The organism is Streptomyces yaizuensis (assembly GCF_034961445.1).
GTDB lineage: Bacteria > Actinomycetota > Actinomycetes > Streptomycetales > Streptomycetaceae > Streptomyces > Streptomyces yaizuensis.
The window spans coordinates 922,006-944,184 of sequence record NZ_BSBI01000002.1; the positions used below are offsets into that span (position 1 = coordinate 922,006).

Sequence of the window (22,179 nt, forward strand, 5' to 3'; positions counted from 1 at the left end):
CGGCCCATGGGCGGGGCTCATGCACGGAACGGAACGGGTGGCCCCGGGCGCACGGCCCGGGGCCACCGGATCACAGGCTCAGTTCGGGATGGAGCCGGTCGAAGGTCCACACCTGCTTGCGCCGGGCGGTGAGCGCGGTGAGGGCCAGCGCTCCGGCGGTGAAGGCGACCAGGACCGCGCTCGCCTGCCACACCGGGTCGAGCCCGCCGCCCGTGATCAGCCTGCGCAGCGCCTCCACCACGTAGGTCATGGGCAGGAAGGGATGGATCGCGTTGAAGAAGCCCGGACTGGTCTGGACCGGGTAGGTGCCGCCGGCCGAGGTCAGCTGGAGCATCAGCACCGCCAGGACGAGGATCCGTCCCGCCGCGCCGAAGCGGGCGTTCAGCCACTGGACGATCGCGGCGAAGCAGCCGATGGTCAGGGCGAGGAAGGCCACCGTGGCGGCGGCGTGTTCCACGTGCAGCCCCAGCGACCAGCGCAGCACCGCCATCAGAGCGCCGACCTGCACCAGGCCGATGGCCAGCACCGGCAGCCAGCCCGCGAGCGCGATCCGCCAGGCCGAGGCGCCGGCCGCGAGTGCCCGCCGGTTCATCGGCTGGATGATCATGTACGCGACCATCGCGCCGACCCAGAGGGAGAGCGGGATGAAGTACGGGGCGAAACCGGTGCCGTAGTTGGCGGCCTTGTTGAGGGTCTTGCTGGCCAGCTGCACCGGGTCGGCCATGACCTCCGTGCGCCGGTCGCGGTCCTTCTCGTCGTAGTCGGGGATCTTCGCCGCGCCGTCGTGCAGCCCGCCCGCGAGGTCCGCCGACCCGTCGGCCAGCTTGAACAGGCCGCCGTCCAGGTCGCCCGCGCCCTTCTTGAGCCGGGCGACACCGCTGTCGATCTCCGTGGAGCCCGACTTCGCGTCGGCCAGGCCGGTGTGGACACCGGCCGCGCCCTGGGCGACCTGCCGCGCCCCGGTGTTGAGGGCGTTCATCCGCTCGACGGCGGCCTTCAGGTCCTTCCGCAGGGCGGGCGCCTGCGCGGCGAGGTTCCGCGCGGTCTCCGCGGCCTCGGTGAGACGGCTGTCGATCCCGTCGAGGCTCGCGGCGTTCTCCTTGGCCGCCGCACCGGCCTCGGTGGCGGCCTGGGCGGCGCCGTCCAGGGCGGTCCTGGCCCGCTCCAGCGCGGGGCAGACGGGGTCCGGCTCCGCGGCCCCGGGGGCGCAGCGTTCCGTGTGCGTCCGGGTCAGCTCGGCGGCGGCCTCCTGGGCCTTCGCCGCCGCGGCGGGGGCGGACGCGGCCTGGCCGTCCAGCCGGTCGCGGAGGGCCTGTGAGAGGTCGCCCGCGGGCTTGCCGTACTCCTGGAGGTAGGGGTCGATCCGCTCGTTGATCCTGTTGACGCGGTCGACGGCGTACTGGGTGCCGTCCGCGACGTGGCGGGCGCCGCTCTCCACGGCGCCGGCCGCGTCGGTGAGCCGGGTCAGCCCGCCGGTGAGCCTGCCGGTGCTGTCCTTCGCGTTCCTCAGCCCGTCGGCGAGGTCCCTGGAACCCTCCTTGGCCTGGCCGATGCCGCCCTTGAGGTCGTCGGCGCCCCTGGCCGCCTTCTCCGTGGCCTCGTGGATGTCGGCGAACGAGATGAAGATCCGGTCCAGGAAGGAACGGGACGCCTTGGTGGACGCGGCCGTGCGCACCTCGGCGAAGACCGTACGGGACATCTGGCCGACGATGTAGTTGTTGGCGTCGTTGGTCCGCACCTGGAGCGCGCCCGTCTCCGGGGAGGCGCCCGCGCCGGAGGAGACGCGCTCGCTGAAGTCGGCGGGCATGGTGAGCGAGAGGTAGTACGAGCCGTCCTCGACGCCCTCGCGCGCCGTGGCCGCGCTCACCTCGTGCCAGTCGAAGACATCGCTGTCGCGCAGGCTCTTGGCGATCTCGTCGCCGGCCCTGACCTTCTCGCCGTCGGCGGTGGCGCCCTTGTCGGCGTTGACGAGGGCGACGGGGATGCGGTCCAGCCGGCCGTACGGGTCCCAGAACGACCACAGGTACAGCGCCCCGTACAGCAGGGGCAGCAGCACGATCGCGACGACGGCGGCGCGGGGGAGGCGGCCCCTGCCGAATCGCTTCAGCTCAAGAGCGGCCAGTCTCGGCGAACGCATCGGCCTTCTTCCCCTCGTGGTCGGCGGTGCCGGTCGGTTCGGCGGGTTCGGTTTCCCCGGCGGCTGCGCCCGGGGTGCCCGGGTCGGTCGCCGTGATGTGCCCGGGGGCCTGGGTGCGGACGACGACGGCGCCCTCGGGTGCCTGGCTGCACACGGCCAGGACGGTGGTGCCCGCGTCGGCGAGTGCGCGCAGCAGCCGCCAGGCCTCGGCCCGTTCGGTGTCGGAGAGCTTCAGATCGGTGTCGTCGACGGCGAGCAGCCGGGGCCGGCCGATGAGGGCGAGGGCGAGGGAGAGCCGGAGGGCTTCCATCCGCTCCAGTGCGCGCACCGGGGTGCGGTCCCCCTTCGGCAGCGCGGCGAGGTCGAGCCCGGCCGCCCGAAGGGCCTCCTGGACCCGTGCGGCGGCCTCGGCCCGGGCGGTGCGGGGGTGCAGCAGAGCGCGCAGGGTGTCCCCGAACCGGCGCTGGAGCAGCGCGCGTTCCCGCAGGTGCTCGGCGACGGTCAGGGCCGGGTCCAGCTCGCTGACGGAGGGGACGGGGCCGAGCGCGCTGAACTTCCGTACGGCGGCCATCCTGCGCGGCAGCGGCAGCCCGCCGACCTCGCAGCGCCCCTCGGTGGGCTTCATCCGGCCGGTGAGGGCGAGCAGGAGGCAGGTGCGGCCGGAGCCGGAAGCGCCCTCGATGGTGATGAGCGAGCCGGGCGCGGCGTCGATGTCGATGGAGCGGAACGCCCAGCCGCGGGGGCCCTTGAGCCCGAATCCCCCGGCGATGACGGCCGCCCCGTGCGGGCTGTCCACGTACCCCTCCGCGTTTTTGTACTGACCAGTCAGTGCAAAAGGTAGCGACGGGTGGGGCGTTGTGGCAAAACCGCAGGTCAGAGCCGATTGTCAGTGGTGGGCCCCAAGATGGACACATACGGCCACAGTGCCGTCACACGACGACAGGAGGTTCGTCATGGCCAGCAAGAACACGGCGGCCGCACACCGGCGCCGTGCCCCCGGCCCTGTCCCCTCACTGAACGGCCCCGCGAGCGACGTCCACCCCGTCCAGGGCCGCGCCTCGGCCCCGCCCGCCGCCCTCGACCTGCTCGCCCAGGCCCGCGCGGGGCTCGACGAGGCGGCCGGTCTGTCCACGCCCAACGAGCGGTACGCCACCGCCCATCTCGCCGCCATCCGCACGGCCGCCGCCGTGCTCGCCGCCCGGGGATATCCCGACGCCCCCACCACTCCCCGGCGGGCCGGCCCGGCACCGGCCCGCCGGGGGCGCCGCGCCGCCATCCGCAGCGTCTGGGAGCTGCTGCCCGAGAGCGCACCCGAACTGGACGAGTGGAGCGCCCACTTCGCCGCCGGCGCCCAGCGCCGGGCCCGGGCCCAGGCCGGCATAGCCGGCGCGGCCACCGGCCGCGACGCGGGGGACCTGCTGCGGGACGTGGCGATGTTCCTCCGCCTGGTGGAGCGCATGCTGCTCCCCGGGCCCGAGCTGCCCCGCCCCCGCGAGGCCCGCCGCGAACCGGAGGACGCCGTGTGACCGCCCCGGCCGGCCCGGGGCACCCCACCGCCGGGCCGGCCCGCGGGCCTGTCGGGAGCGGCACATGGGTTCTCTCCGGGCCCGCCCGGCGGAGGCCGGAGTTGCCGCACGGGTTTCGCCGGGAGCGCCGCCGCCCGGCCGCTGGGGCAGGCGCGAGTGCGGGGGCGGGCGGGAGGCCCCGGTCCGGTGTGGGGCGGAGGGTGCCGCGGGCGCGGGGCCGCTGGTGGGAGCGGGGAGCGGGAGCGAGAGGTTCGCCGGTGGAGGCAATAGGGTGGGTGCCGCCCGCCGGTGGCCCGGGGGCGCAGTCGCCCGGCCGCCGCCCACCTCCGCCCCGTTCGCGCCCGCGCGGCCCGGGGCGGCTCGCCCGAGGAGTCAACCGCCGTGCCGGACCCGTCCCCCCGCGGGGCCACCCCGCCGCGCCCGCCCCGCGCCTCCCTGCGCACCTCCGTGGTCTGGGAGGTCCTGCGGGACGCCCTCGACCGCCGGGCCGAGGCGACCGGTGGCGAGACCCTGGACATCCTCGACACCGGCGGCGGCAGCGGCTCCTTCGCGGTGCCCGTCGCCCAGCTCGGTCACCGGGTGACCGTCGTCGACCCCAGCCCCAACGCGCTCTTCGCGCTGGAGCGCCGGGCCGCCGAGGCGTCGGTCGCCGACCGGGTCCGGGGCGTGCAGGGCGATGTCCACGGCCTCTTCGACGTGGTCGAGCGCGACGGCTTTGACGCGGTGCTCTGCCACGGCGTCCTGGAGTACGTGGACGACCCCGCCGAGGGCCTGCGGAACGTGGTGGCGGCGCTGCGGCCCACCGGCGTCCTCAGCCTGCTCGCGGCCGGCCTCGGCGGCGCCGTGCTCGCGCGGGCCCTCGCCGGTCACTTCACCGAGGCCCGCCAGGCCCTCGCCGACCCGGCCGGCCGCTGGGGCGACGCCGACCCGGTGCCCCGCCGTTTCACGGCCGAGCAGCTCACCGGGCTCGCCTCGGACGCGGGGGTGGATGTCGGCGCCGTCCACGGTGTCCGGGTCTTCGCGGATCTGGTGCCCGGCGCGCTGGTGGACACCGAGCCGGGCGCGCTGGACGCCCTCCTCCGCCTGGAGGCGGCCGTCGCCGAGCTGCCCGCCTTCCACTCGGTCGCCACCCAGCTGCACGTCCTCGGCGTCAAGCACCGCTGATCAGCGACGCAGCAGCGGATGGAGTAGGCCACAGACCGCCCGGTCGGCTCCTTCGCCCCGTATGATCGAGGGACAGCATCCGGCATGACGGATCGGAGGTTGGGGAATCTACGCCTCAGCAACCAAGCCGCCGTGGCGGCCGGGAGTGGCGAAACTGGCGTAGAGGGCGGGTTTCACGGGGGCGATTCCCTGCCTATCCTGAAAGGGCCGCATACGGTCGCCTCCGCGGCCGACGACTAGGAGGACTCCGTGCCGCTCTCGGAGCACGAGCAGCGAATGCTTGAGCAGATGGAGCGAGCGCTGTACGCCGAAGATCCCAAATTCGCGACAGCGCTTGAGGGAAGCGGGCTGCGTACGTACACCCGGCGACGGGTCTACCAAGCGGTTGCCGGCTTCCTGGTGGGTATCGCGCTCCTGATGGCCGGAATGGTCTCACAGCTGGTCTGGGTCAGCGTCGTGGGCTTCCTGGTCATGCTGGGCTGTGCGGTCCTCGCGGTCACCGGCTGGCGCAAGGCGCCCAAGCCGGGTGAGCAGCAGACCCAGGGCGACCCGGCGGTCGGCGGCCGGCCACAGGCACGGCAGTCGCGCCAGCGCCGGTCGGTCATGGACCGGATCGAGCAGCGGTGGCAGCGCCGCCGCGACGAACAGGGCCACTGAGCGCACTCTCGCCCCTGACCTTCGCATTTCCCTGAACTTCGCGCCCGGCGGGTGCGGGCATGTCCGTCCCGGACGCACCCGCCGCCGGGCGCTTCGGTTTTCCCCCCGGGATGTTCCCCGGCCGCCCCGGTGACCATGGGGTGACACCCCGCCGTCCGCCGCCGCACCCGTCCTGAACAGCGATGTCGCCGGACCGCCGGAGCCGTGCTCCGCCGTGCCCAGGGGGCCGCACTCGCTCCCGAAACCCCCCGCCACCATCGCGCCGCCTCTCTCCGGTAGCGGATCCGCTGACGGACCCCTCTGCCCAGCCGGGAGAAGGCCGGGCGCGTGTCCTCGTCCCTGGAGACCCCCTCCGGTCGGCCCCGGCCCCGGCATCCGGGTGATGGCCGCTCGATACCCCCTGATCGGCGCTGCGGCCTGCTGGTTCTTCCAGGTCGCCGGTGGGCGGGTCTCGTGGAGGGGGCCCGTCGGTCCCCCTCCGGGGCTTGTTCACCGGGTGAAGGACGGTGGGCGCCCCCAGTGGGCGCTGTCCCGTGCGGGTGCGCCTGCCTCCCGGGGGCTGTGCCGCCGGGAGGTAGCCGGTGCACAGCCCCTGACCAGGGGCGGCGCCAGGACCCGGCCCTGGTCAGGGGCAGGTGGGGCCGTCCCTGGGGTCGCCCGGCCTTCCCGGGCCCCGCGGGACTTCTCCCACACCCCCTCAGGCCCGGGGAGCCGATACGGATGGGGCCGGGCGGTGCTGCCCGGTCGGGCGGGAGTAACCCGGAGCGCGGGGAGGGGAAACGGGTGGTCCCTGAAGGAGCCGGTGCTTCACCGTCGCACCCGGTCGCCGCGCTCGTGTACGCAGTCGCAGCCCGGGCCGGGAGGGAGCGGCACCGCCACGGGGGCAGGGAGGCTCCTGGGGGCCTGCGGCTCCCGTGGGGTACCCGGGGCCCGGGAGGCGGACGGGGCGGTCCTGGAGGCTGTTTTCGGCCGCCCTGGAGCGTGGCACGGCCGGGGCTGCCCCGCCGACGGCCCGCCGCCCCGGCCCGGGGCGACGGGCCGGAGCCGGTCGCGTCAGCCCCGCTGGCGGGAGGGGCGGCGGAGCAGGGCCGAGAGCCATGCCTGCCGGCGAAGGGTCCAGCGGTCCAGGAAGGAGGACCAGGACGCCGACGCGGCCCACACCACCCGGACGGTCGAGCGCGGCAGCAGCAGGGCCCGCAGTCGCGCGCCCCGGCCCGCCGAGGCACGCAGACCGTCGCGGATCAGCCGGATGTCACCGGGCTCCGTGCCGGGGCCCGGCCGGGGCGAGTACAGCACCTGTTCGACGGCGGAGGCGACCCGGTGCACGGCCTCGGCCGCCGGGCCCTCCAGCCGGCCGAGCAGGACGGTGCGCCCGGCCGTCCCGCGCGGGGTCAGGGAGTCGTCCGGCGGAATGCCGTGGTCCCAGGCCGTGTCCACGACCTCCGCCCAGGCCGCCAGGGTGCCGGCCCCGGCGTCCGCCGTGCCGGGACCTCTCGGCCGCAGCCGCCGCCCGGTGGTCCGCACCCGTATCAGCAGGGGTGTCAGGGGCAGGACCACCGCGGCCACCGCTCCCAGCGCGATCAGCAGCACCGACCCCAGGGAGCCGCCCGAGCCGTCCGACACGGCGGTGTCCACGGGGGCGGCGGGCCCGCACTCGTTGAGCCGCCGCAGCTCCGGCGCGCAGCTGTCGGACGCCGTCGGCCCCGTCACCGGGGATTCGGAGGCGCTCTGGGTGGGCGACGGCGGGCTGCTGGGGCCGTCGCTCGCGGTGTCCTCCAGCGTGTAGGGCGGCTGGCTGCCCCGGCTCGGGGTCGGCTCGAAGCGGGTCCAGCCCACGCCCTCGAAGTACAGCTCGGGCCAGGCGTGCGCGTCCCGCTGGCCCACCGACATGCTGCCGTCCCCGCGCAGGGTGCCCGGGGTGAAGCCGATGGCCACCCGCGCCGGTATGCCCAGGGTCCGGGCCATCGCCGCCATGGAGAAGGAGAAGTGGACGCAGAAGCCCTCCTTCTGCTCCAGGAAGCGGGTGATCGCGTTGACCCCGGTGCCGGACTGCACCTGGGTGTCGTAGACGAAGCCGCCGTCGCGGGAGAACCAGTTCTGGAGCATCACCGCGCGCTGGTGGTCGTTGCTCGCGCCCCGGGTGATCCGGCGGGCCGTCTCCCCGACGACGTCGGGCAGGTTCTCGGGGACCCGGGTGTACTCGCGCCGCAGCGCGTCCGGCGGGGGCGGCGCCTCGGCGAGCTGCCGGGCCGTCGGGTTCACCAGCAGACTGGTGATGTTGTACTGCGTGCCGCCGGTGTCCTGGCCGTCGTCGCCGACGACGGTCCGGCCGTCCGGCTCGAACCGCCACCGTCCCGTGACGGACACCCGGGTCGCCGGATACGGCATCGGCAGCCAGTTCTGCTGGTAGTAGTCGGCGGCCGAGATGTTGGTGCGCACTTCCTCCGTGTCCACCAGCGGGTCCAGGCCCTCGGGCTGCGGCAGCCGGTCCGGTACGTCCACGACGTCGCGCTCCGACGACCGCCAGCTCGCCCCGTCGAACTTGTCCAGGGCGACGATCCGCAGATAGAGGCCCTCGGTGTCCCCGGCGTCGGTGATGTAGCGCAGCACTTCGCGGTTGGTCGGCTGGTTCAGGCTGTCCTGGAGGGAGACCAGCGGATTCACCGCCGATATGGTGCCGCTCCCGCTGTTGCCCCCGCCGCCGCCCCCGGTGCCCACGCCGGAGAGCAGCCCGCCGTCCATCGCGGGCAGCGCGGCGGGCACCGCCAGCGCGACGCCGAGCGCCACCACCCCGATGCGCCGCCCGGTGCGCAGGGGCGCTCCCGGGGCCCGGCCGCCCGGTTCGAACGCCTTCGGCCCGCGGGCGCGCGGGTCGGGCGCGGTGAAGATCCGGCCCCACCGGGAGAGCCGTTCCCGGCCCTCGGCCAGCAGGAGCAGCAGATAGCCGGAGGCGGCGAGGAGGAACCAGAGCCAGCTGGCGTCGCCGCCGGAGAGACCGGCGGCGATCGAGTAGAGCGCGAGCAGCGGCAGCCCGGCCGGGGCCGCGCTGCGGAAGGTGACCGCGATCGCGTCCACCAGCAGGCCGATCACCAGGACGCCGCCGACCACCATCAGCGTGATGCCGTCGGTCATCGGGGCGGGGACCGCGAACTTGCCGATGTCCTCGCCGCCCGTGGTGAGCAGATCGGCGAAGTGCTGGAAGGTCCCCGGCCCGGGCAGCACGCCGAACAGCGCGCGCTCCTGGGCGAAGAACCAGGTCAGCAGCGCCAGTCCGGTGAGCGTCTGCACGAGCAGCGTCAGCGGGCGGGCCAGCGGCAGCCGCCGGGCCAGCGCCCCCGCGCCGCTCTGCGCGGCCAGCAGCAGCGCCGCCTGGACCAGCCAGCCGACGCCCTCCAGCAGTGGCAGCAGCGCGCAGGCCGCCATCAGCGTGGCCGCGTACGCGCTCAGGGCGAGCCGCCCCCGACCGCTCATGACCTTCTCCCCCCGTCCACGGCCGTGCTCCCCACGACCGGGACCTCCACCGCCGGAGCCTTTCCGGCCGCGCTGTTCATGACCATGCCCCGAAGGCGGCGCCGAAGGAGTCGGAGCGCTGCCCGTCGGCCTGCTGCCACACAGCCGGCAGCGAGCCGCCCTGCGGCACCGCCACCGCCGTCCAGCCCGCCTCGCGCAGCTGCCGCAGCCGGGCCGCCACCAGGCCGTCGCGGGCGCTTTCGTCGGCCCAGTCCGACGAGTCCAGCACCAGGGCCACCGCCGTGCCGTTGCGCGGCCGCAGCCGGGCCACCTCCGCCGCGCTCCGCTCGTCCAGATCGCCCAGGAACGCGATCAGCAGTCCCTCGCCGGTGCCGCGCAGCGCGCCCAGCGCCGCCGTGAACCCCTCGCCGGCCGAGTGGTCGACGACCGCGAGGGTGTCCAGCAGCAGACCCGCGAGGTCCGCCGAGTCGGCGCCGGAGGCGTCGTCGGCGCCGATGGCGGGCACCGCCGCCCCGGTGTCCGTCAGCAGCCGTACGGAGAAGCCCCGCTCCAGGATGTGCAGGAGGACGGAGGCGGCCCCGGAGACCGCCCACTCGAAGGCGGAGCCGGGCCCCACCCCCGCGTAGGCGATGGACCGGGTGTCCAGCAGGACCGTGCAGCGGGGCCGCTGGGGCTGCTCCTCGCGCCGCACCATCAGCTCGCCGTACCGCGCGGTGGAGCGCCAGTGCACCCGGCGCAGATCGTCACCGTGGCGGTAGGTGCGCGGGATCACGTCGTCGTCGCCGGAGAGCGCCAGGGAGCGCTGCCGGCCCTCCCCGTGGCCCGGGGACTCGCCGGTCAGCCGCACCGGCGGCAGCGGCTCGGTGCGGGGCACCACGGTGAGCGTGTCGAAGGCGCTGAAGGAACGGGTCAGCTCGCACATGCCGAACGGGTCGGACAGCCGCAGCTGGAGCGGGCCCAGCGGATAGCGCCCGCGCAGATCCGAGCGGACCCGGTAGGACACCTCCCGGCGGCCGCCCGCCTCCACCCGGTCCAGGACGAACCGGGGCCGGGGGCCCAGGACATAGGGCACGTGGTCCTGGAGCATCAGCAGCCCGGTGGGCAGCCGGGACACATTGTCCATCCGCAGATGCACCCGGGCCTCGGACCCGGCGGGCACCCGCTGGGGCGAGAGCCGGCGGCTCGCCGACACCCGGTAGCGGGTGCGGTGCAGGACCACCACCGCGACCAGCGGCAGCACCGAGAGCAGCAGCCCCACCCGCAGCAGATCGCTCTGCCCGAGGACGTAGGCGCAGACGGCGGCGGCCACCCCGGCCGCGAGGAAGGAGCGGCCACGGGTGGTGAGCCCGCTCAGCGCGGCCCGCGCCCCGGCGGCGTCCCCGCCGTCCGCTCCCCCCGGGTCGTCGGCGGGGTCCTGCCCGGGCGGCACAGCCATCACAGGCGCCGCGCGTCCGGCAGCCGGCCGGCGGCCGGGGGCACGGGAGGAACGGACGGCAGGGGCGGACCGGGCGGAACCTGCGGGCCGGCCGCGCCGCCCGCCGTGGGTACGGGAGTGCGCTGAAGGATCTCCAGCAGCACCTGCTCCGCCGTCCGCCGGTTCAGCTGGGCCTGGGCGGTGGGCAGCAGCCGGTGCGCGAGCACCTGCACCACCAGGGCCCGTACGTCGTCCGGCAGGGCGTAGTCGCGTCCGGCGAGCGCGGCGGTGGCCTTGGCGGCGCGCAGCAGATGCAGGGTGGCGCGCGGCGAGGCGCCCAGTCTGATGTCGGGGTGGTTGCGGGTGGCGGCGACCAGCTCCACCGCGTACCGCCGGACGGGCTCGGCCACATGGACCTGGCGCACGGCGTCGATCAGCTTGAGGATGTCGTGGGCGTGGGCCACGGGCTGGAGGTCGTCCAGCGGGGAGAGGGCGCCGTGCGTGTCGAGCATCTGGAGCTCGGCCTCGGCGCTGGGGTAGCCGATGGAGACCCGGGCCATGAAGCGGTCGCGCTGGGCCTCGGGCAGCGGATAGGTGCCCTCCATCTCCAGCGGATTCTGCGTGGCGACCACCATGAAGGGGCTGGGCAGTTCATAGGTCCGGCCGTCGACCGTGACCTGGCGCTCCTCCATCGACTCCAGCAGCGCCGACTGGGTCTTGGGCGAGGCGCGGTTGATCTCGTCGCCTATGACGATCTGCGCGAAGATCGCACCCGGCTTGAACTCGAATTCGCGCTGCTGCTGGTCGAAGACCGACACACCGGTGATGTCCGACGGCAGCAGGTCGGGGGTGAACTGGATGCGCTGTACGGAGCAGTCGATGGACCGGGCCAGAGCCTTCGCCAGCATGGTCTTGCCGACCCCGGGCACGTCCTCGATGAGCAGATGTCCCTCGGCGAGAAGCACGGTCAGCGAGAGCCGCACGATCTCCGGCTTGCCCTCGATCACGCTCTCCACCGATCTGCGGACCCGATCCGCGGTGGTGGTCAGATCCGTGAGGCTCGCTCGATCGTCATAGGTCGTCACCCGGCCCTCCTCGGCCCATTGCACGGGCCGACGGTCCGGCCCACCCCGAATACACGAACACCGGCGCCGGGAGGTTCCGGAGCGGGCGTCGTATCCCCGCATTCTTGTTGGCCCGACGGCGCCGTGTCACTTGCCTGTGGATAACCACGGGGAGTATGAGCGTCTTGTCGGATTTATCCCGTACGGGTCGCCCTTGAGGGGGATCGGAGGAGGGGGCAGGGGAGAGGGATCGGGGGAGGGGGCTCGGGAGGCCCACGGGGGGATTCGGGGGAGGGCGGCGCCACGGCCCCGCCCTCCCCGGCCGTCTCACTCCGCCGGGTCGATCTCCCGCAGCAGACCCTGCTTCACATCGAAGACAAAGCCCCGCACATCGCTGGTGTGCAGCAGGAACGGCGAGGTCCGGACCCGCTGCATCGACTGTCGTACGTCCTGGTCCACATCGCGGAACGCCTCCACCGCCCACGGCGGCCGCTGCCCCACCTCGTCCTCCAGTTCGTGCCGGAAGTCCTCGGTCAGCGCCTCCAGGCCGCACCCGGTGTGATGGATGAGGATCACGCTCCGGGTGCCCAGCGCGCGCTGGCTGATGGTCAGTGAGCGGATCACGTCGTCGGTGACGACGCCGCCCGCGTTCCGGATGGTGTGGCAGTCGCCCAGTTCCAGGCCGAGCGCGGCGTGCAGGTCGAGTCGGGCGTCCATGCAGGCGACCACGGCCACCCCGAGGACGGGGCGGGCGTCCATCCCCGGGTCCTCGAAGCCGGCCGCGTAGCGCTGGTTCGCCTCGACGAGGCGGTCGGTGACCGTACCGCCGGTGCTCGGGGCATCGGCGGAGTGGTGCGCGGAAGTCGTCATGTCGACGACGGTAGTGGGCACGGGCCCCGGCGGCCTGCTGTGAGACGGCACAAAGAACATCAACGTCCGTTGTTGTGAGGTAACCCACAGGGATGATCGTCCATCGCCCGTACGGGTGAATCACCCTGGTGATGACCCCGTCCGCCACGCCGTCGGCCGGTTGATTGACCGCACTGGCCGGTGGACTAGAGTGACGCGGAGCCCATGGGGCACGCGTCCTTTTCCGTGTCCCCATGTGTATCCCCCAACCACGATCTTCCCCGCGCGTGCGGCGGTGCGCACCGCGTGTGCGGCGTACGCACGGCCTCGGCCACGCAGGCGGCCGGGCCCCGCGCCGGACCTGAGAGGGCTCTGTGAGCAATACCCGACACGTCCCGGTGATGCTCCAGCGGTGCCTGGACCTGCTGGCGCCCGCGCTCCGGGAGCCGGGAGCGGTCGTCGTCGACTGCACCCTCGGGCTCGGCGGCCACAGCGAGGCCCTGCTCACCCAGTTCCCCGAGGTCCGGCTCATCGGCCTCGACCGGGACACCGAGGCGCTGCGGCTCTCCGCCGAACGGCTCGCGCCCTTCGGTGAGCGCGCCACCCTGGTCCACGCGGTCTACGACGAGCTGCCCGCCGTGCTGGAGCGGCTGGGGCTGCCCCGGGTCCAGGGCGTCCTCTTCGACCTCGGTGTCTCCTCCATGCAGCTCGACGAGGCCGACCGGGGCTTCGCCTACGCCCAGGACGCCCCCCTCGACATGCGGATGGACCAGACCACCGGCATCAGCGCGGCGGAGGTCCTGAACAGCTACCCGCCCGGCGACCTGGTGCGGATCCTGCGCGCGTACGGCGAGGAGAAGCAGGCCAAGCGGATCGTCTCGGCGATCGTCCGCGAGCGCGGGAAGGAGCCCTTCGCCAACAGCGCCCGGCTGGTCGAGCTGATCCGCGACGCCCTGCCGCAGGCCGCCAAGCGCACCGGCGGCAACCCCGCCAAGCGCACCTTCCAGGCCCTGCGCATCGAGGTCAACGGCGAGCTGAGCGTCCTGGAGCGGGCGATCCCGGCGGCGGTCGCGGCGCTGGCCGTCGACGGCCGGATCGCGGTCCTCTCGTACCAGTCGCTGGAGGACCGCCTGGTCAAGCAGGTCCTCGCGGCGGGCGCCGCCAACACGGCGCCGCCCGGGCTGCCCGTCGTCCCCGAGGAGTTCCAGCCCCGGCTGAAGCTGCTGACCCGCGGCGCGGAGCTGCCCACCGACGAGGAGATCGCCGAGAACCGCAGGGCCGCCCCGGCGCGTCTGAGGGGAGCCATGCGCATCCGGGAGGACGTGCGGTGAACCACCAGGCGGGCGCCGCCCGGCGGGCGGCGCGCACGGGGAGCCGGGAGACGATCGGGAGGACCGGGTGAGTCCAGCGGCCCAGCAGCTCAAAGGACGTGCGGGCCGGTTCGCCCGGCTGATGCCGGCGGGCTCCGCCGGTGCCGCCCGTACCCCCTTCGTCCTGCTGGTCGTCCTCCTCCTCGGCGGCGGCCTGATCGCCCTCCTGCTGCTCAACTCCGCCCTCAGCGAGGACTCCTTCGAACTGAGCGAACTCAAGCGCACGACCACCTCGCTCACCGACGAGCAGCAGGCCCTCCAGCGGGACGTCGACGGCTTCCTCGCCCCCGACGCGCTGGAACGGCGCGCCCGCGAGCTGGGCATGGTCCCCGGCGGCAACCCCGCCTTCCTCGACCCGGACGGCACCGTGCACGGGGAACCCGAGACGGCCACCAGGCCCACCGGAGCCGCCGCACCCACTGCGCCCGCCGCCGGGACATCGCCGCAGACCGCCGGGCGGACCACCGCGGGCGCCACCGCCACCGGGCCGGATCCGGCGGGCGCTCCCCAGGCCCCCCAGGCCCCGCAGCAGCAGCCCCCGCCCGGCGCCACAGGCACGGACAGCACGGACAGCGCGCAGAGCACAGGCGGCGCGGACAGCGCAGACAGTACGGAGAGTACGGACGGCACGGAAGCCACCGCGGGCGCCGCCGGCACCGCGGCCCCCGGATCCGGCGCCGTGCCCCCGCCCGCGGCCCCCGGATCCCCTTCCGGCCGGTCCCCGACGCCCACCGGCAGGTGACGCAGTGCCGCCCAAGGAAAACCCCGCCCGGCCCGCGCGCCCCTCGGCGCGTCCCCCCTCCCGCCGTGTCCCCGCGCCCGCCCGGCGGCCCCCCTCCCGTCCCGTGCCCCGGACCAAGTCGCCCGCCCCGAAGGCCATCCGGCTCGGCAGCCCCCGCCCCCGGCTGCGCCTGGTCAGCCTGGGCCTGACGCTGGTGATGCTGGCGTTCGTCGTCCGTCTGCTCCAGGTCCAGGCCGTCGACGCCGACGCCTTCGCCGCCAAGGCCGAGCAGCAGCGCTATCTGAGCGTGGTGCTCGCGGCCGAGCGCGGCGAGATCACCGACCGTTCCGGCACCCCGCTCGCCACCAGCGTCGACGCGTACGACATCACCGCCGACCCCAAGCTGTTCACGCCCGCGGAGAGCAAGTCGCCCAACGCGCCCGAACAGGCCGCCGCGCTGCTCGCCCCCATCCTCGGCAAGGACGCCGGGGACCTCGCCAAGAAGCTGCGGACGCCCGATTCCCGCTACACGGTGCTCGCCCGCCGCCAGACCCCGCAGGTCTGGAACCAGATCAAGGACGTCAAGAAGGTCTTCGCGGAGAAGGCCCGTGCCGACCGGGCCAGGGGCGGCCCCGGCGCCAATGTCCTCGCGGGCGTCCTCAACGAGCCCAGCAGCAAGCGCGTCTACCCCAACGGCGAACTCGCCGCCGGGATAATCGGCTACGTCAACGCCGACGGCAAGGGCGGCGGCGGCATCGAGTCCATGCTGGAGCGGACCCTGGCCGGCCGGGACGGCGAGATCACCTACGCCCAGTCCGGCGGCCGCCGGGTGCCCACCGCCGACGGCACCCGGGAGACGCCCGCCGTCCCCGGCTCCGATGTCGAGCTGACCCTCGACCGCGACATCCAGTGGGCCGCCCAGCGCGCCATCACCGACCAGGTCGCGAAGTCCCGGGCCGACCGCGGCTATGTGATCGTCCAGGACACCCGGACCGGCGAGATCCTGGCCATGGCCAACTCGCCCGGCTTTGACCCGAACGACATCTCCCGGGCGGACGCCACCGCCCTGGGGAACCCCGCGCTCCAGGACGTCTACGAACCCGGCTCCACCGCCAAGGTGATGTCGCTGGCCGCCGTCCTGGAGGAGAAGGCCGCGACCGCCGGCACCCATGTCGTCGTCCCCAACCGGCTGCACCGGGGCGACCGGCTCTTCAAGGACGACATCGACCACCCCACCTGGTACCTGACCCTCAGCGGCGTACTCGCCAAATCCAGCAATATCGGGACGATCCTCGCAACCGGTCAGCTGGGTGACACCCAGGCCGAGGCCAACCGGGTGCTCCACTCGTATCTGCGGAAGTTCGGCATCGGCAGCCCCACCGGCCTGCGCTATCCCGGGGAGACCCCCGGCATCCTGGCCCCGCCGGGCAAGTGGTCCACCTCCCAGCAGTACACGATCCCCTTCGGCCAGGGCTTCTCGCTCAACGCGCTCCAGGCGGCCTCCGTCTACCAGACGATCGCCAACGGAGGGGTACGCGTCGAACCGACCCTGGTCCGCGGCGTCCGGGGACCTGACGGCCGGTTCACCGCCGCGCCCGCCCCCAGGAAGACCCGGGTGGTGGGCGAGGAGACCGCGCGCACCCTCTCCGACATGCTCCAGTCCGTCGTCGACAGCGACGAGGGCACCGGCGTCAAGGCCCGCATCCCCGGCTACCGGGTCGCGGGCAAGACCGGCACCGCCGACCGTGTCGACCCCGAGCTGGGCCGCTACCGGGGCTACACCGCGTCCTTCGCCGGCTTCGCCCCCGCCGACGAGCCCCGGATCGCCGTGTACTGCGCCATCCAGAACCCGACGAAGGGCAGCTACTTCGGCGGCCAGATCTGCGGCCCGGTCCACCAGGAGGTCACCCGGTTCGCGCTGAAGACCCTCCGGGTCCCGCCGACCGGGGCGAAGGCCCCCGATCTCCCCGTCACCTTCGGCTCCGGCCCATGAGCCCGTCCCCGGCGGCCCCGTGCCCCGGCACCGCCGCCGGATCCCGCCCGAAGACCGGGCACCCGCCCACCGCACCCGAAGGAGCCGCCGGACGCCCGCCGACGCGCCGACAGACCGGCCCGTGACCGACCCGAGGAACCATCAGTGACGACCATCACCCCCGACTCCGGGAACCAGAACACCACCCCCGCCTCATTTCGCCCCGCGCCGGGTGGGCCCGGTACGCTCACCGCCGTGCCACACGCTGATCAGTACCGAACCACCCCGCAGGACACCCCCGGGCGACAGCCGGGAGCCCCCCGGCCGGCCCGGCCGCACCCGACGCCGCTCGGGGACCTGGCCGCCCGTCTGGGGGTGAGCGCTCCGGCGGCGGACGAGCGGATCCACGTCACCGGCATCACCCACGACTCCCGGGCCGTGCGCCCCGGCGACATCTACGCGGCCCTCCCCGGCGCCCGCGTGCACGGCGCCGACTTCACCGCCCAGGCCGCGGGCCTCGGCGCCGCCGCGATCCTCACCGACCCCGCCGGTGCCGACCGCGCCGCCGCGACCGGCCTGCCCGTCCTCGTCACCGGCGACCCCCGCGCCCGCATGGGCGAACTCGCCGCCGCGATCTACGGCCACCCCGGCGAGCGGCTGCTCCAGATCGGCATCACGGGCACCTCGGGCAAGACCACCACCGTCTATCTGATGGAGGGCGGCCTGCGCGCCGCCGGCCGCACAACCGGCCTGGTCGGCACCGTCGAGACCCGGATCGGCGACGAGCGGATCAAGTCCGAGCGGACCACCCCCGAGGCCACCGACCTCCAGGCCCTCTTCGCCGTCATGGGCGAGCGCGGGGTCGACGCCGTCGCCATGGAGGTCTCCAGCCACGCCCTGGTCCTCGGCCGCGTCGACGGCTGCGTCTTCGACGTCGCCGTCTTCAACAACCTCAGCCCCGAGCACATGGAATTCCACTCCGGCATGGAGGACTACTTCCAGGCGAAGGCACAGCTCTTCACCCCCGCCCGCAGCCGGCACGGCGTGGTCAACCTGGACGACGAGTACGGCCGCAGACTCGCCGCGGAGGCGACCGTACCGGTCACCACGTTCTCCGCCGAGGGCCACCCGGACGCCGACTGGCGGGCCGAGGACGTCGAGGTCGGCCCGCTGGGCTCCACGCTGACCATCGCCGGGCCCGCGGGCGTCCGCGTGAGCGCGCGCGCCCCGCTGCCCGGCCCGTTCAACGTGGCCAACACCCTCGCCGCCGTCGTCGCCCTCGCCGCCGCCGGGATCGACCCGCAGACCGCCGCCGACGGCATCGCCGCCGTCCCCGGCGTCCCGGGCCGCCTGGAGCGCGTGGACGAGGGCCAGCCCTACCTCGCCGTGGTCGACTACGCCCACAAGACCGACGCGGTCGACTCCGTGCTGCGCTCCCTGCGCAAGGTCACCGAGGGCCGGCTCCACATCGTCCTCGGCTGCGGCGGCGACCGCGACACCACCAAGCGCGGCCCCATGGGCGCCGCGGCCGCACGCCTCGCCGACACCGCCGTCCTGACCTCGGACAACCCCCGTTCCGAGGACCCGCTCGCGATCCTCGCGGCCATGCTCGCCGGAGCCGCGGAGGTCCCCGCCCACGAGCGCGGCCAGGTCCTGGTCGACGCCGACCGGGCCGCCGCCATCGCCACGGCCGTCGCCCGCGCCGAGCCCGGGGACACCGTGCTGATCGCGGGCAAGGGCCATGAGCTGGGCCAGGACATCGCCGGAGTCGTCCGCCCCTTCGACGACCGCCAGGTACTGCGGGAGGCCATCCGTGCCTCCCGCGCCGACAGCCACCGAAACCCCCGGGGATGACCAAGTGATCGCCCTCTCCCTCGCCGAGATCGCCGCCATCGTCGGCGGGCAGTCGTACGACATACCGGACCCGGACCTCCTCGTCACCGGGCCCGTCGTCACCGACTCCCGCCAGGTGCGGCCCGGCGCCCTCTTCACCGCCTTCGCCGGCGAACACGCCGACGGGCACGACTACGCGGAACGCGCCGTCGCCGACGGGGCGGTGGCCGTACTCGCCACCCGGCCCGTCGGGGTGCCCGCTGTCGTCGTCCCCGACGTCACGGCGGCCCTCGGCGCGCTCGCCCGCCATGTCGTGGAACGCCTCGGCACCACGACCGTCGCGCTCACCGGCTCCGCCGGGAAGACCAGCACCAAGGACCTGATCGCCCAGCTGCTCCGGCGTCAGGGGCCCACCGTCTACCCGGAGGGCAACCTCAACAACGAGATCGGGCTGCCGCTCACCGCGCTGCGGGCCGACGCGGACACCCGGCACCTGGTGCTGGAGATGGGCGCCCGGTACGTCGGCGACATCCGCTATCTGACCGGCCTGGTGCCGCCGCGCGTGGGACTCGTCCTCAACGTCGGCACCGCCCACGTCGGCGAGTTCGGCGGCCGGGACCGGATCGCCCTGGCCAAGGGCGAGCTGGTGGAGGCCCTGCCGCCGGCCGACGAGGGCGGAGTGGCCGTCCTCAACGCCGACGACCCCCTCGTACGGGCCATGGCCTCGCGCACCCGCGCGCGGGTGGTCCTCTTCGGCGAGCACGAGAGCGCCGCCGTCCGTGCCGCGAATGTCCGGCTCACCCCGCAAGGACAGCCCGCCTTCACGCTTCACACCCCCACCGGGTGCAGCGATGTGACCATGCGGCTGTACGGTGAGCACCACGTGTCGAACGCGCTCGCCGCGGCCGCCGTCGCCCATGAGCTGGGCATGCCCGTCGACGAGATCGCCCTCGCGCTCTCCGAGGCCGGCACCCTCTCCCGCTGGCGCATGGAGGTCACCGAGCGTCCGGACGGCGTGACGATCGTCAACGACGCCTACAACGCGAACCCCGAATCCATGCGGGCGGCGCTGCGCGCGCTGGCCGCGATGGGCCAGGGCGCGCGGTCCCGGGGGGGACGGACGTGGGCGGTGCTCGGCCTGATGGCCGAACTCGGTGACGAAGCGCTCGCCGAGCACGACGCCGTCGGACGGCTCGCCGTCCGGCTCAACGTCAGCAAGCTCGTCGCGGTCGGGGGCAGGGAAGCCTCCTGGCTGCAACTGGGCGCATATAACGAGGGTTCGTGGGGTGAGGAGTCGGTGCACGTGTCCGACGCGCGGGCGGCGATCGACCTGTTGCGCAGTGAACTGCGTCCGGGAGACGTCGTACTGGTGAAGGCATCGAGATCGGTCGGGCTCGAACGGGTCGCTCAGGCGCTGCTCGACCCCGCTGCCGCCACCGATGGGCAGGGTGCCGGTCGATGAGGCAGATCCTGTTCGCGGGGGCCATCGGCCTCTTCCTGACCCTCATCGGCACCCCGCTGCTGATCAAGTTGCTGGCCCGCAAGGGGTATGGCCAGTTCATCCGGGACGACGGCCCGCGCACCCACGGCAGCAAGAAGGGGACGCCCACCATGGGCGGTATCTCCTTCATCCTCGCCACCCTGATCGCGTACGCCTGCGCCAAGCTGATCAACGGCGAGACGCCCACGGTCTCCGGACTGCTGGTCCTCTTCCTGATGACCGGCATGGGCCTGGTCGGCTTCCTGGACGACTACATCAAGATCGTCAAGCAGCGGTCGCTGGGCCTGCGGGCCAAGGCGAAGATGGCGGGACAGCTGATCGTCGGCATCACCTTCGCGCTGCTGGCGCTCCAGTTCGCCGACAACCGCGGCAACACCCCCGCGTCCATGAAGCTCTCGTTCGTCAGCGACTTCGGCTGGACCATCGGCCCGGTGCTCTTCGTGGTCTGGGCGCTCTTCATGATCCTGGCCATGTCCAACGGCGTGAACCTCACCGACGGTCTGGACGGCCTGGCAACCGGCGCCTCCGTGATGGTCTTCGGCGCGTACACCTTCATCGGCCTGTGGCAGTTCCAGGAGTCCTGCGCCAGCGCGGGCGACCTGATCAACCCGGCGGCCTGTTTCGAGGTACGCGACCCGCTCGACCTCGCGGTCGTCGCCTCCGCCCTGATGGGAGCCTGCTTCGGCTTCCTGTGGTGGAACACCTCGCCCGCCAAGATCTTCATGGGTGACACCGGCTCGCTCGCCCTCGGCGGCGCGCTGGCGGGTCTCGCCATCTGCTCCCGCACCGAACTGCTCCTCGCCGTCCTCGGCGGACTCTTCGTCCTGATCACCATGTCCGTGGTGATCCAGGTCGGCTCGTTCCGCCTGACCGGCAAGCGCGTCTTCAGAATGGCCCCGCTCCAGCACCACTTCGAACTCAAGGGGTGGTCCGAGGTCCTGGTGGTGGTCCGGTTCTGGATCATCCAGGGCATGTGCGTCATCGTGGGCCTCGGCATCTTCTACGCAGGGTGGGCGGCCGCCAAGTGAGCACGGAGCAGTGGCAGGGCCGACGGGTCACCGTCGCCGGACTCGGGGTCTCCGGCATGCCGGCGGCCCGGGTCCTGCACGGGCTCGGAGCGCGCGTCACCGTCGTCAACGACGGTGCCGACGAGCGCTCCCGGGCCCAGGCCGCCGAGCTGGAGGCCCTCGGGATCACCGTCCGCCTCGGCGACGGCGACACCCTCCCCGAGGGCACCGAGCTGGTCGTCACCGCCCCCGGCTGGCGCCCCGACAAGCCCCTCTTCCTGGCCGCCGCCGAGGCGGGCGCGGAGATCTGGGGCGATGTCGAGCTGGCCTGGCGGCTGCGCGGCCCCGGCGCCGCCCCCTGGCTCGCGGTCACCGGCACCAACGGCAAGACCACCACGGTCCGCATGCTCGCCTCGATCCTTCAGGCGGCGGGCCTGCGCACGGCCGCCGTCGGCAACATCGGCGTCTCCCTCCTGGACGCCGTCCTCGGCGAGCAGGAGTACGACGTACTCGCCGTGGAGCTGTCCAGCTACCAGCTGCACTGGGCGCCCTCGCTGCGCGCCCACTCCGCCGCCGTCCTCAATCTGGCGCCGGACCACCTGGACTGGCACGGCTCGATGGAGGCGTACGCCGCCGACAAGGGCCGGATCTACGAGGGCAACACCGTCGCCTGCGTCTACAACGCCGCCGACCCGGCCACCGAGGACCTGGTGCGCGAGGCGGACGTGGTGGAGGGCTGCCGGGCCGTCGGCTTCACCCTGGGCACCCCCGGCCCCTCCCAGCTGGGTGTGGTCGACGGCATCCTCGTCGACCGCGCCTTCGTGGAGAAGCGTCACCAGCAGGCCCAGGAGCTGGCCGAGGTCGCCGACATCGACCCGCCTGCCCCGCACAACATCGCCAACGCCCTCGCGGCGGCGGCCCTCGCCCGCGCCTACGGCGTCTCCGCGACCGCCGTCCGGGACGGCCTGCGGGCCTTCCGGCCCGATCCGCACCGGATCGAGAAGGTCGCCGATGTGGCCGGTGTGGCGTACGTGGACGACTCCAAGGCCACGAACACCCACGCCGCCGCCGCCTCGCTCGCGGCCTACGATCCGATCGTATGGATCGCCGGCGGCCTGGCGAAGGGCGCCACCTTCGACGAACTCGTCGGACAATCGGCCGGGCGGCTGCGCGCGGCCGTGCTCATCGGGGCGGATCGCGCGCTGATCCGGGAAGCCCTGGCACGACACGCCCCCGAGGTCCCGGTCGTGGACCTCGACCGGACCGACACTGGGGCGATGCCGGCGGCGGTCCGGGAGGCGGCCCGGCTCGCCCGGCCCGGGGACACGGTGCTGCTCGCCCCGGCGTGTGCCTCGATGGACATGTTCGTCAACTACAACAAGCGGGGCGAGGCGTTCGCCGACGCGGTCCGAGCGCTCGCCGCCGAGGGCGCCTGACCGGCCCGGGCTCCGCGCCGTGCCGTGCGTCCCGGGAACCTCCGGGGCGCACGGCGG

At 74.1% G+C, this 22,179-nt stretch carries 16 protein-coding genes; 10 read left to right on the plus strand and 6 right to left on the minus strand.

The annotated features are described in order from the left end of the window. Window positions 1–70 precede the first annotated feature (70 nt). Together SYYSPA8_RS07845 and SYYSPA8_RS07850 are read right to left on the minus strand one after the other, a co-directional pair. Window positions 71–2,137 carry a YhgE/Pip domain-containing protein gene (locus SYYSPA8_RS07845; protein WP_323446228.1) on the minus strand — a complete coding sequence of 689 codons (2,067 nt, stop codon included), beginning with the start codon at window positions 2,135–2,137 and terminating at the stop codon, window positions 71–73. Next, entirely contained in the window at window positions 2,109–2,933 is an 825-nt protein-coding gene (locus SYYSPA8_RS07850) for an ATP-binding cassette domain-containing protein (RefSeq protein WP_323446229.1), read from the minus strand. Before SYYSPA8_RS07850 ends, SYYSPA8_RS07845 begins: the two co-directional genes overlap by 29 nt. Before the next feature lie 157 nt (window positions 2,934–3,090). On the opposite strand from SYYSPA8_RS07850, the gene SYYSPA8_RS07855 reads away from it, so the two are divergent. From SYYSPA8_RS07855 to SYYSPA8_RS07865, 3 genes are all read left to right on the plus strand, one after another. Beyond that, window positions 3,091–3,663 carry an SAV_6107 family HEPN domain-containing protein gene (locus SYYSPA8_RS07855; protein ID WP_323446230.1) on the plus strand — a complete coding sequence of 191 codons (573 nt, stop codon included), beginning with the start codon at window positions 3,091–3,093 and terminating at the stop codon, window positions 3,661–3,663. A 381-nt stretch (window positions 3,664–4,044) separates the two neighbouring features. Then, window positions 4,045–4,827, plus strand: a complete 783-nt coding sequence (locus SYYSPA8_RS07860; RefSeq protein ID WP_323446231.1) for a methyltransferase — start codon at window positions 4,045–4,047, stop codon at window positions 4,825–4,827. A gap of 249 nt (window positions 4,828–5,076) precedes the next feature. After that, window positions 5,077–5,484, plus strand: coding sequence for a DUF3040 domain-containing protein (locus SYYSPA8_RS07865; RefSeq protein ID WP_323446232.1), 408 nt, complete (start codon window positions 5,077–5,079; stop codon window positions 5,482–5,484). A gap of 1,053 nt (window positions 5,485–6,537) precedes the next feature. On the opposite strand, the gene SYYSPA8_RS07870 is transcribed toward SYYSPA8_RS07865, so the two are convergent. The 4 genes from SYYSPA8_RS07870 to SYYSPA8_RS07885 form a co-directional block, all read right to left on the minus strand. Further along, window positions 6,538–8,955: a transglutaminase TgpA family protein gene (locus SYYSPA8_RS07870; RefSeq protein ID WP_323446233.1), complete on the minus strand. Its 2,418-nt coding sequence runs from the start codon at window positions 8,953–8,955 to the stop codon at window positions 6,538–6,540. 76 nt (window positions 8,956–9,031) lie between these two features. Continuing rightward, window positions 9,032–10,390: a DUF58 domain-containing protein gene (locus SYYSPA8_RS07875; protein ID WP_323446234.1), complete on the minus strand. Its 1,359-nt coding sequence runs from the start codon at window positions 10,388–10,390 to the stop codon at window positions 9,032–9,034. Continuing rightward, window positions 10,390–11,454, minus strand: coding sequence for an AAA family ATPase (locus SYYSPA8_RS07880; RefSeq protein ID WP_323446235.1), 1,065 nt, complete (start codon window positions 11,452–11,454; stop codon window positions 10,390–10,392). Before SYYSPA8_RS07880 ends, SYYSPA8_RS07875 begins: the two co-directional genes overlap by 1 nt. Window positions 11,455–11,760: 306 nt before the next feature. Then, entirely contained in the window at window positions 11,761–12,303 is a 543-nt protein-coding gene (locus tag SYYSPA8_RS07885; RefSeq protein WP_323446236.1) for a beta-class carbonic anhydrase, read from the minus strand. A 353-nt stretch (window positions 12,304–12,656) separates the two neighbouring features. Between SYYSPA8_RS07885 and rsmH the strand changes: the two genes are divergently transcribed. The 7 genes from rsmH to murD all read left to right on the plus strand — a co-directional run bounded on the left by rsmH (window position 12,657) and on the right by murD (window position 22,122). Continuing rightward, window positions 12,657–13,613, plus strand: a complete 957-nt coding sequence (rsmH, locus tag SYYSPA8_RS07890; protein ID WP_323446237.1) for a 16S rRNA (cytosine(1402)-N(4))-methyltransferase RsmH — start codon at window positions 12,657–12,659, stop codon at window positions 13,611–13,613. A 67-nt stretch (window positions 13,614–13,680) separates the two neighbouring features. Beyond that, on the plus strand, window positions 13,681–14,394 hold the full coding sequence (locus tag SYYSPA8_RS07895) for a septum formation initiator family protein (protein WP_407705928.1): 714 nt from the start codon (window positions 13,681–13,683) through the stop codon (window positions 14,392–14,394). A gap of 4 nt (window positions 14,395–14,398) precedes the next feature. After that, complete coding sequence (locus SYYSPA8_RS07900) at window positions 14,399–16,366, plus strand: peptidoglycan D,D-transpeptidase FtsI family protein (RefSeq protein WP_323446238.1); 1,968 nt, start codon at window positions 14,399–14,401, stop codon at window positions 16,364–16,366. Between the two features lie 144 nt (window positions 16,367–16,510). Then, window positions 16,511–18,199: a UDP-N-acetylmuramoyl-L-alanyl-D-glutamate--2,6-diaminopimelate ligase gene (locus tag SYYSPA8_RS07905; RefSeq protein ID WP_323446239.1), complete on the plus strand. Its 1,689-nt coding sequence runs from the start codon at window positions 16,511–16,513 to the stop codon at window positions 18,197–18,199. Between the two features lie 4 nt (window positions 18,200–18,203). After that, the gene (locus SYYSPA8_RS07910; RefSeq protein WP_323446240.1) at window positions 18,204–19,640 is read left to right on the plus strand and encodes a UDP-N-acetylmuramoyl-tripeptide--D-alanyl-D-alanine ligase; all 1,437 of its coding nucleotides are present in this window, start codon (window positions 18,204–18,206) and stop codon (window positions 19,638–19,640) included. Further along, window positions 19,637–20,707 carry a phospho-N-acetylmuramoyl-pentapeptide-transferase gene (mraY, locus tag SYYSPA8_RS07915; protein ID WP_323446241.1) on the plus strand — a complete coding sequence of 357 codons (1,071 nt, stop codon included), beginning with the start codon at window positions 19,637–19,639 and terminating at the stop codon, window positions 20,705–20,707. Before SYYSPA8_RS07910 ends, mraY begins: the two co-directional genes overlap by 4 nt. After that, window positions 20,704–22,122, plus strand: coding sequence for a UDP-N-acetylmuramoyl-L-alanine--D-glutamate ligase (murD, locus tag SYYSPA8_RS07920; protein ID WP_323446242.1), 1,419 nt, complete (start codon window positions 20,704–20,706; stop codon window positions 22,120–22,122). The genes mraY and murD overlap by 4 nt, the downstream gene beginning before the upstream one ends. The last annotated feature ends 57 nt before the right edge of the window (window positions 22,123–22,179 follow it).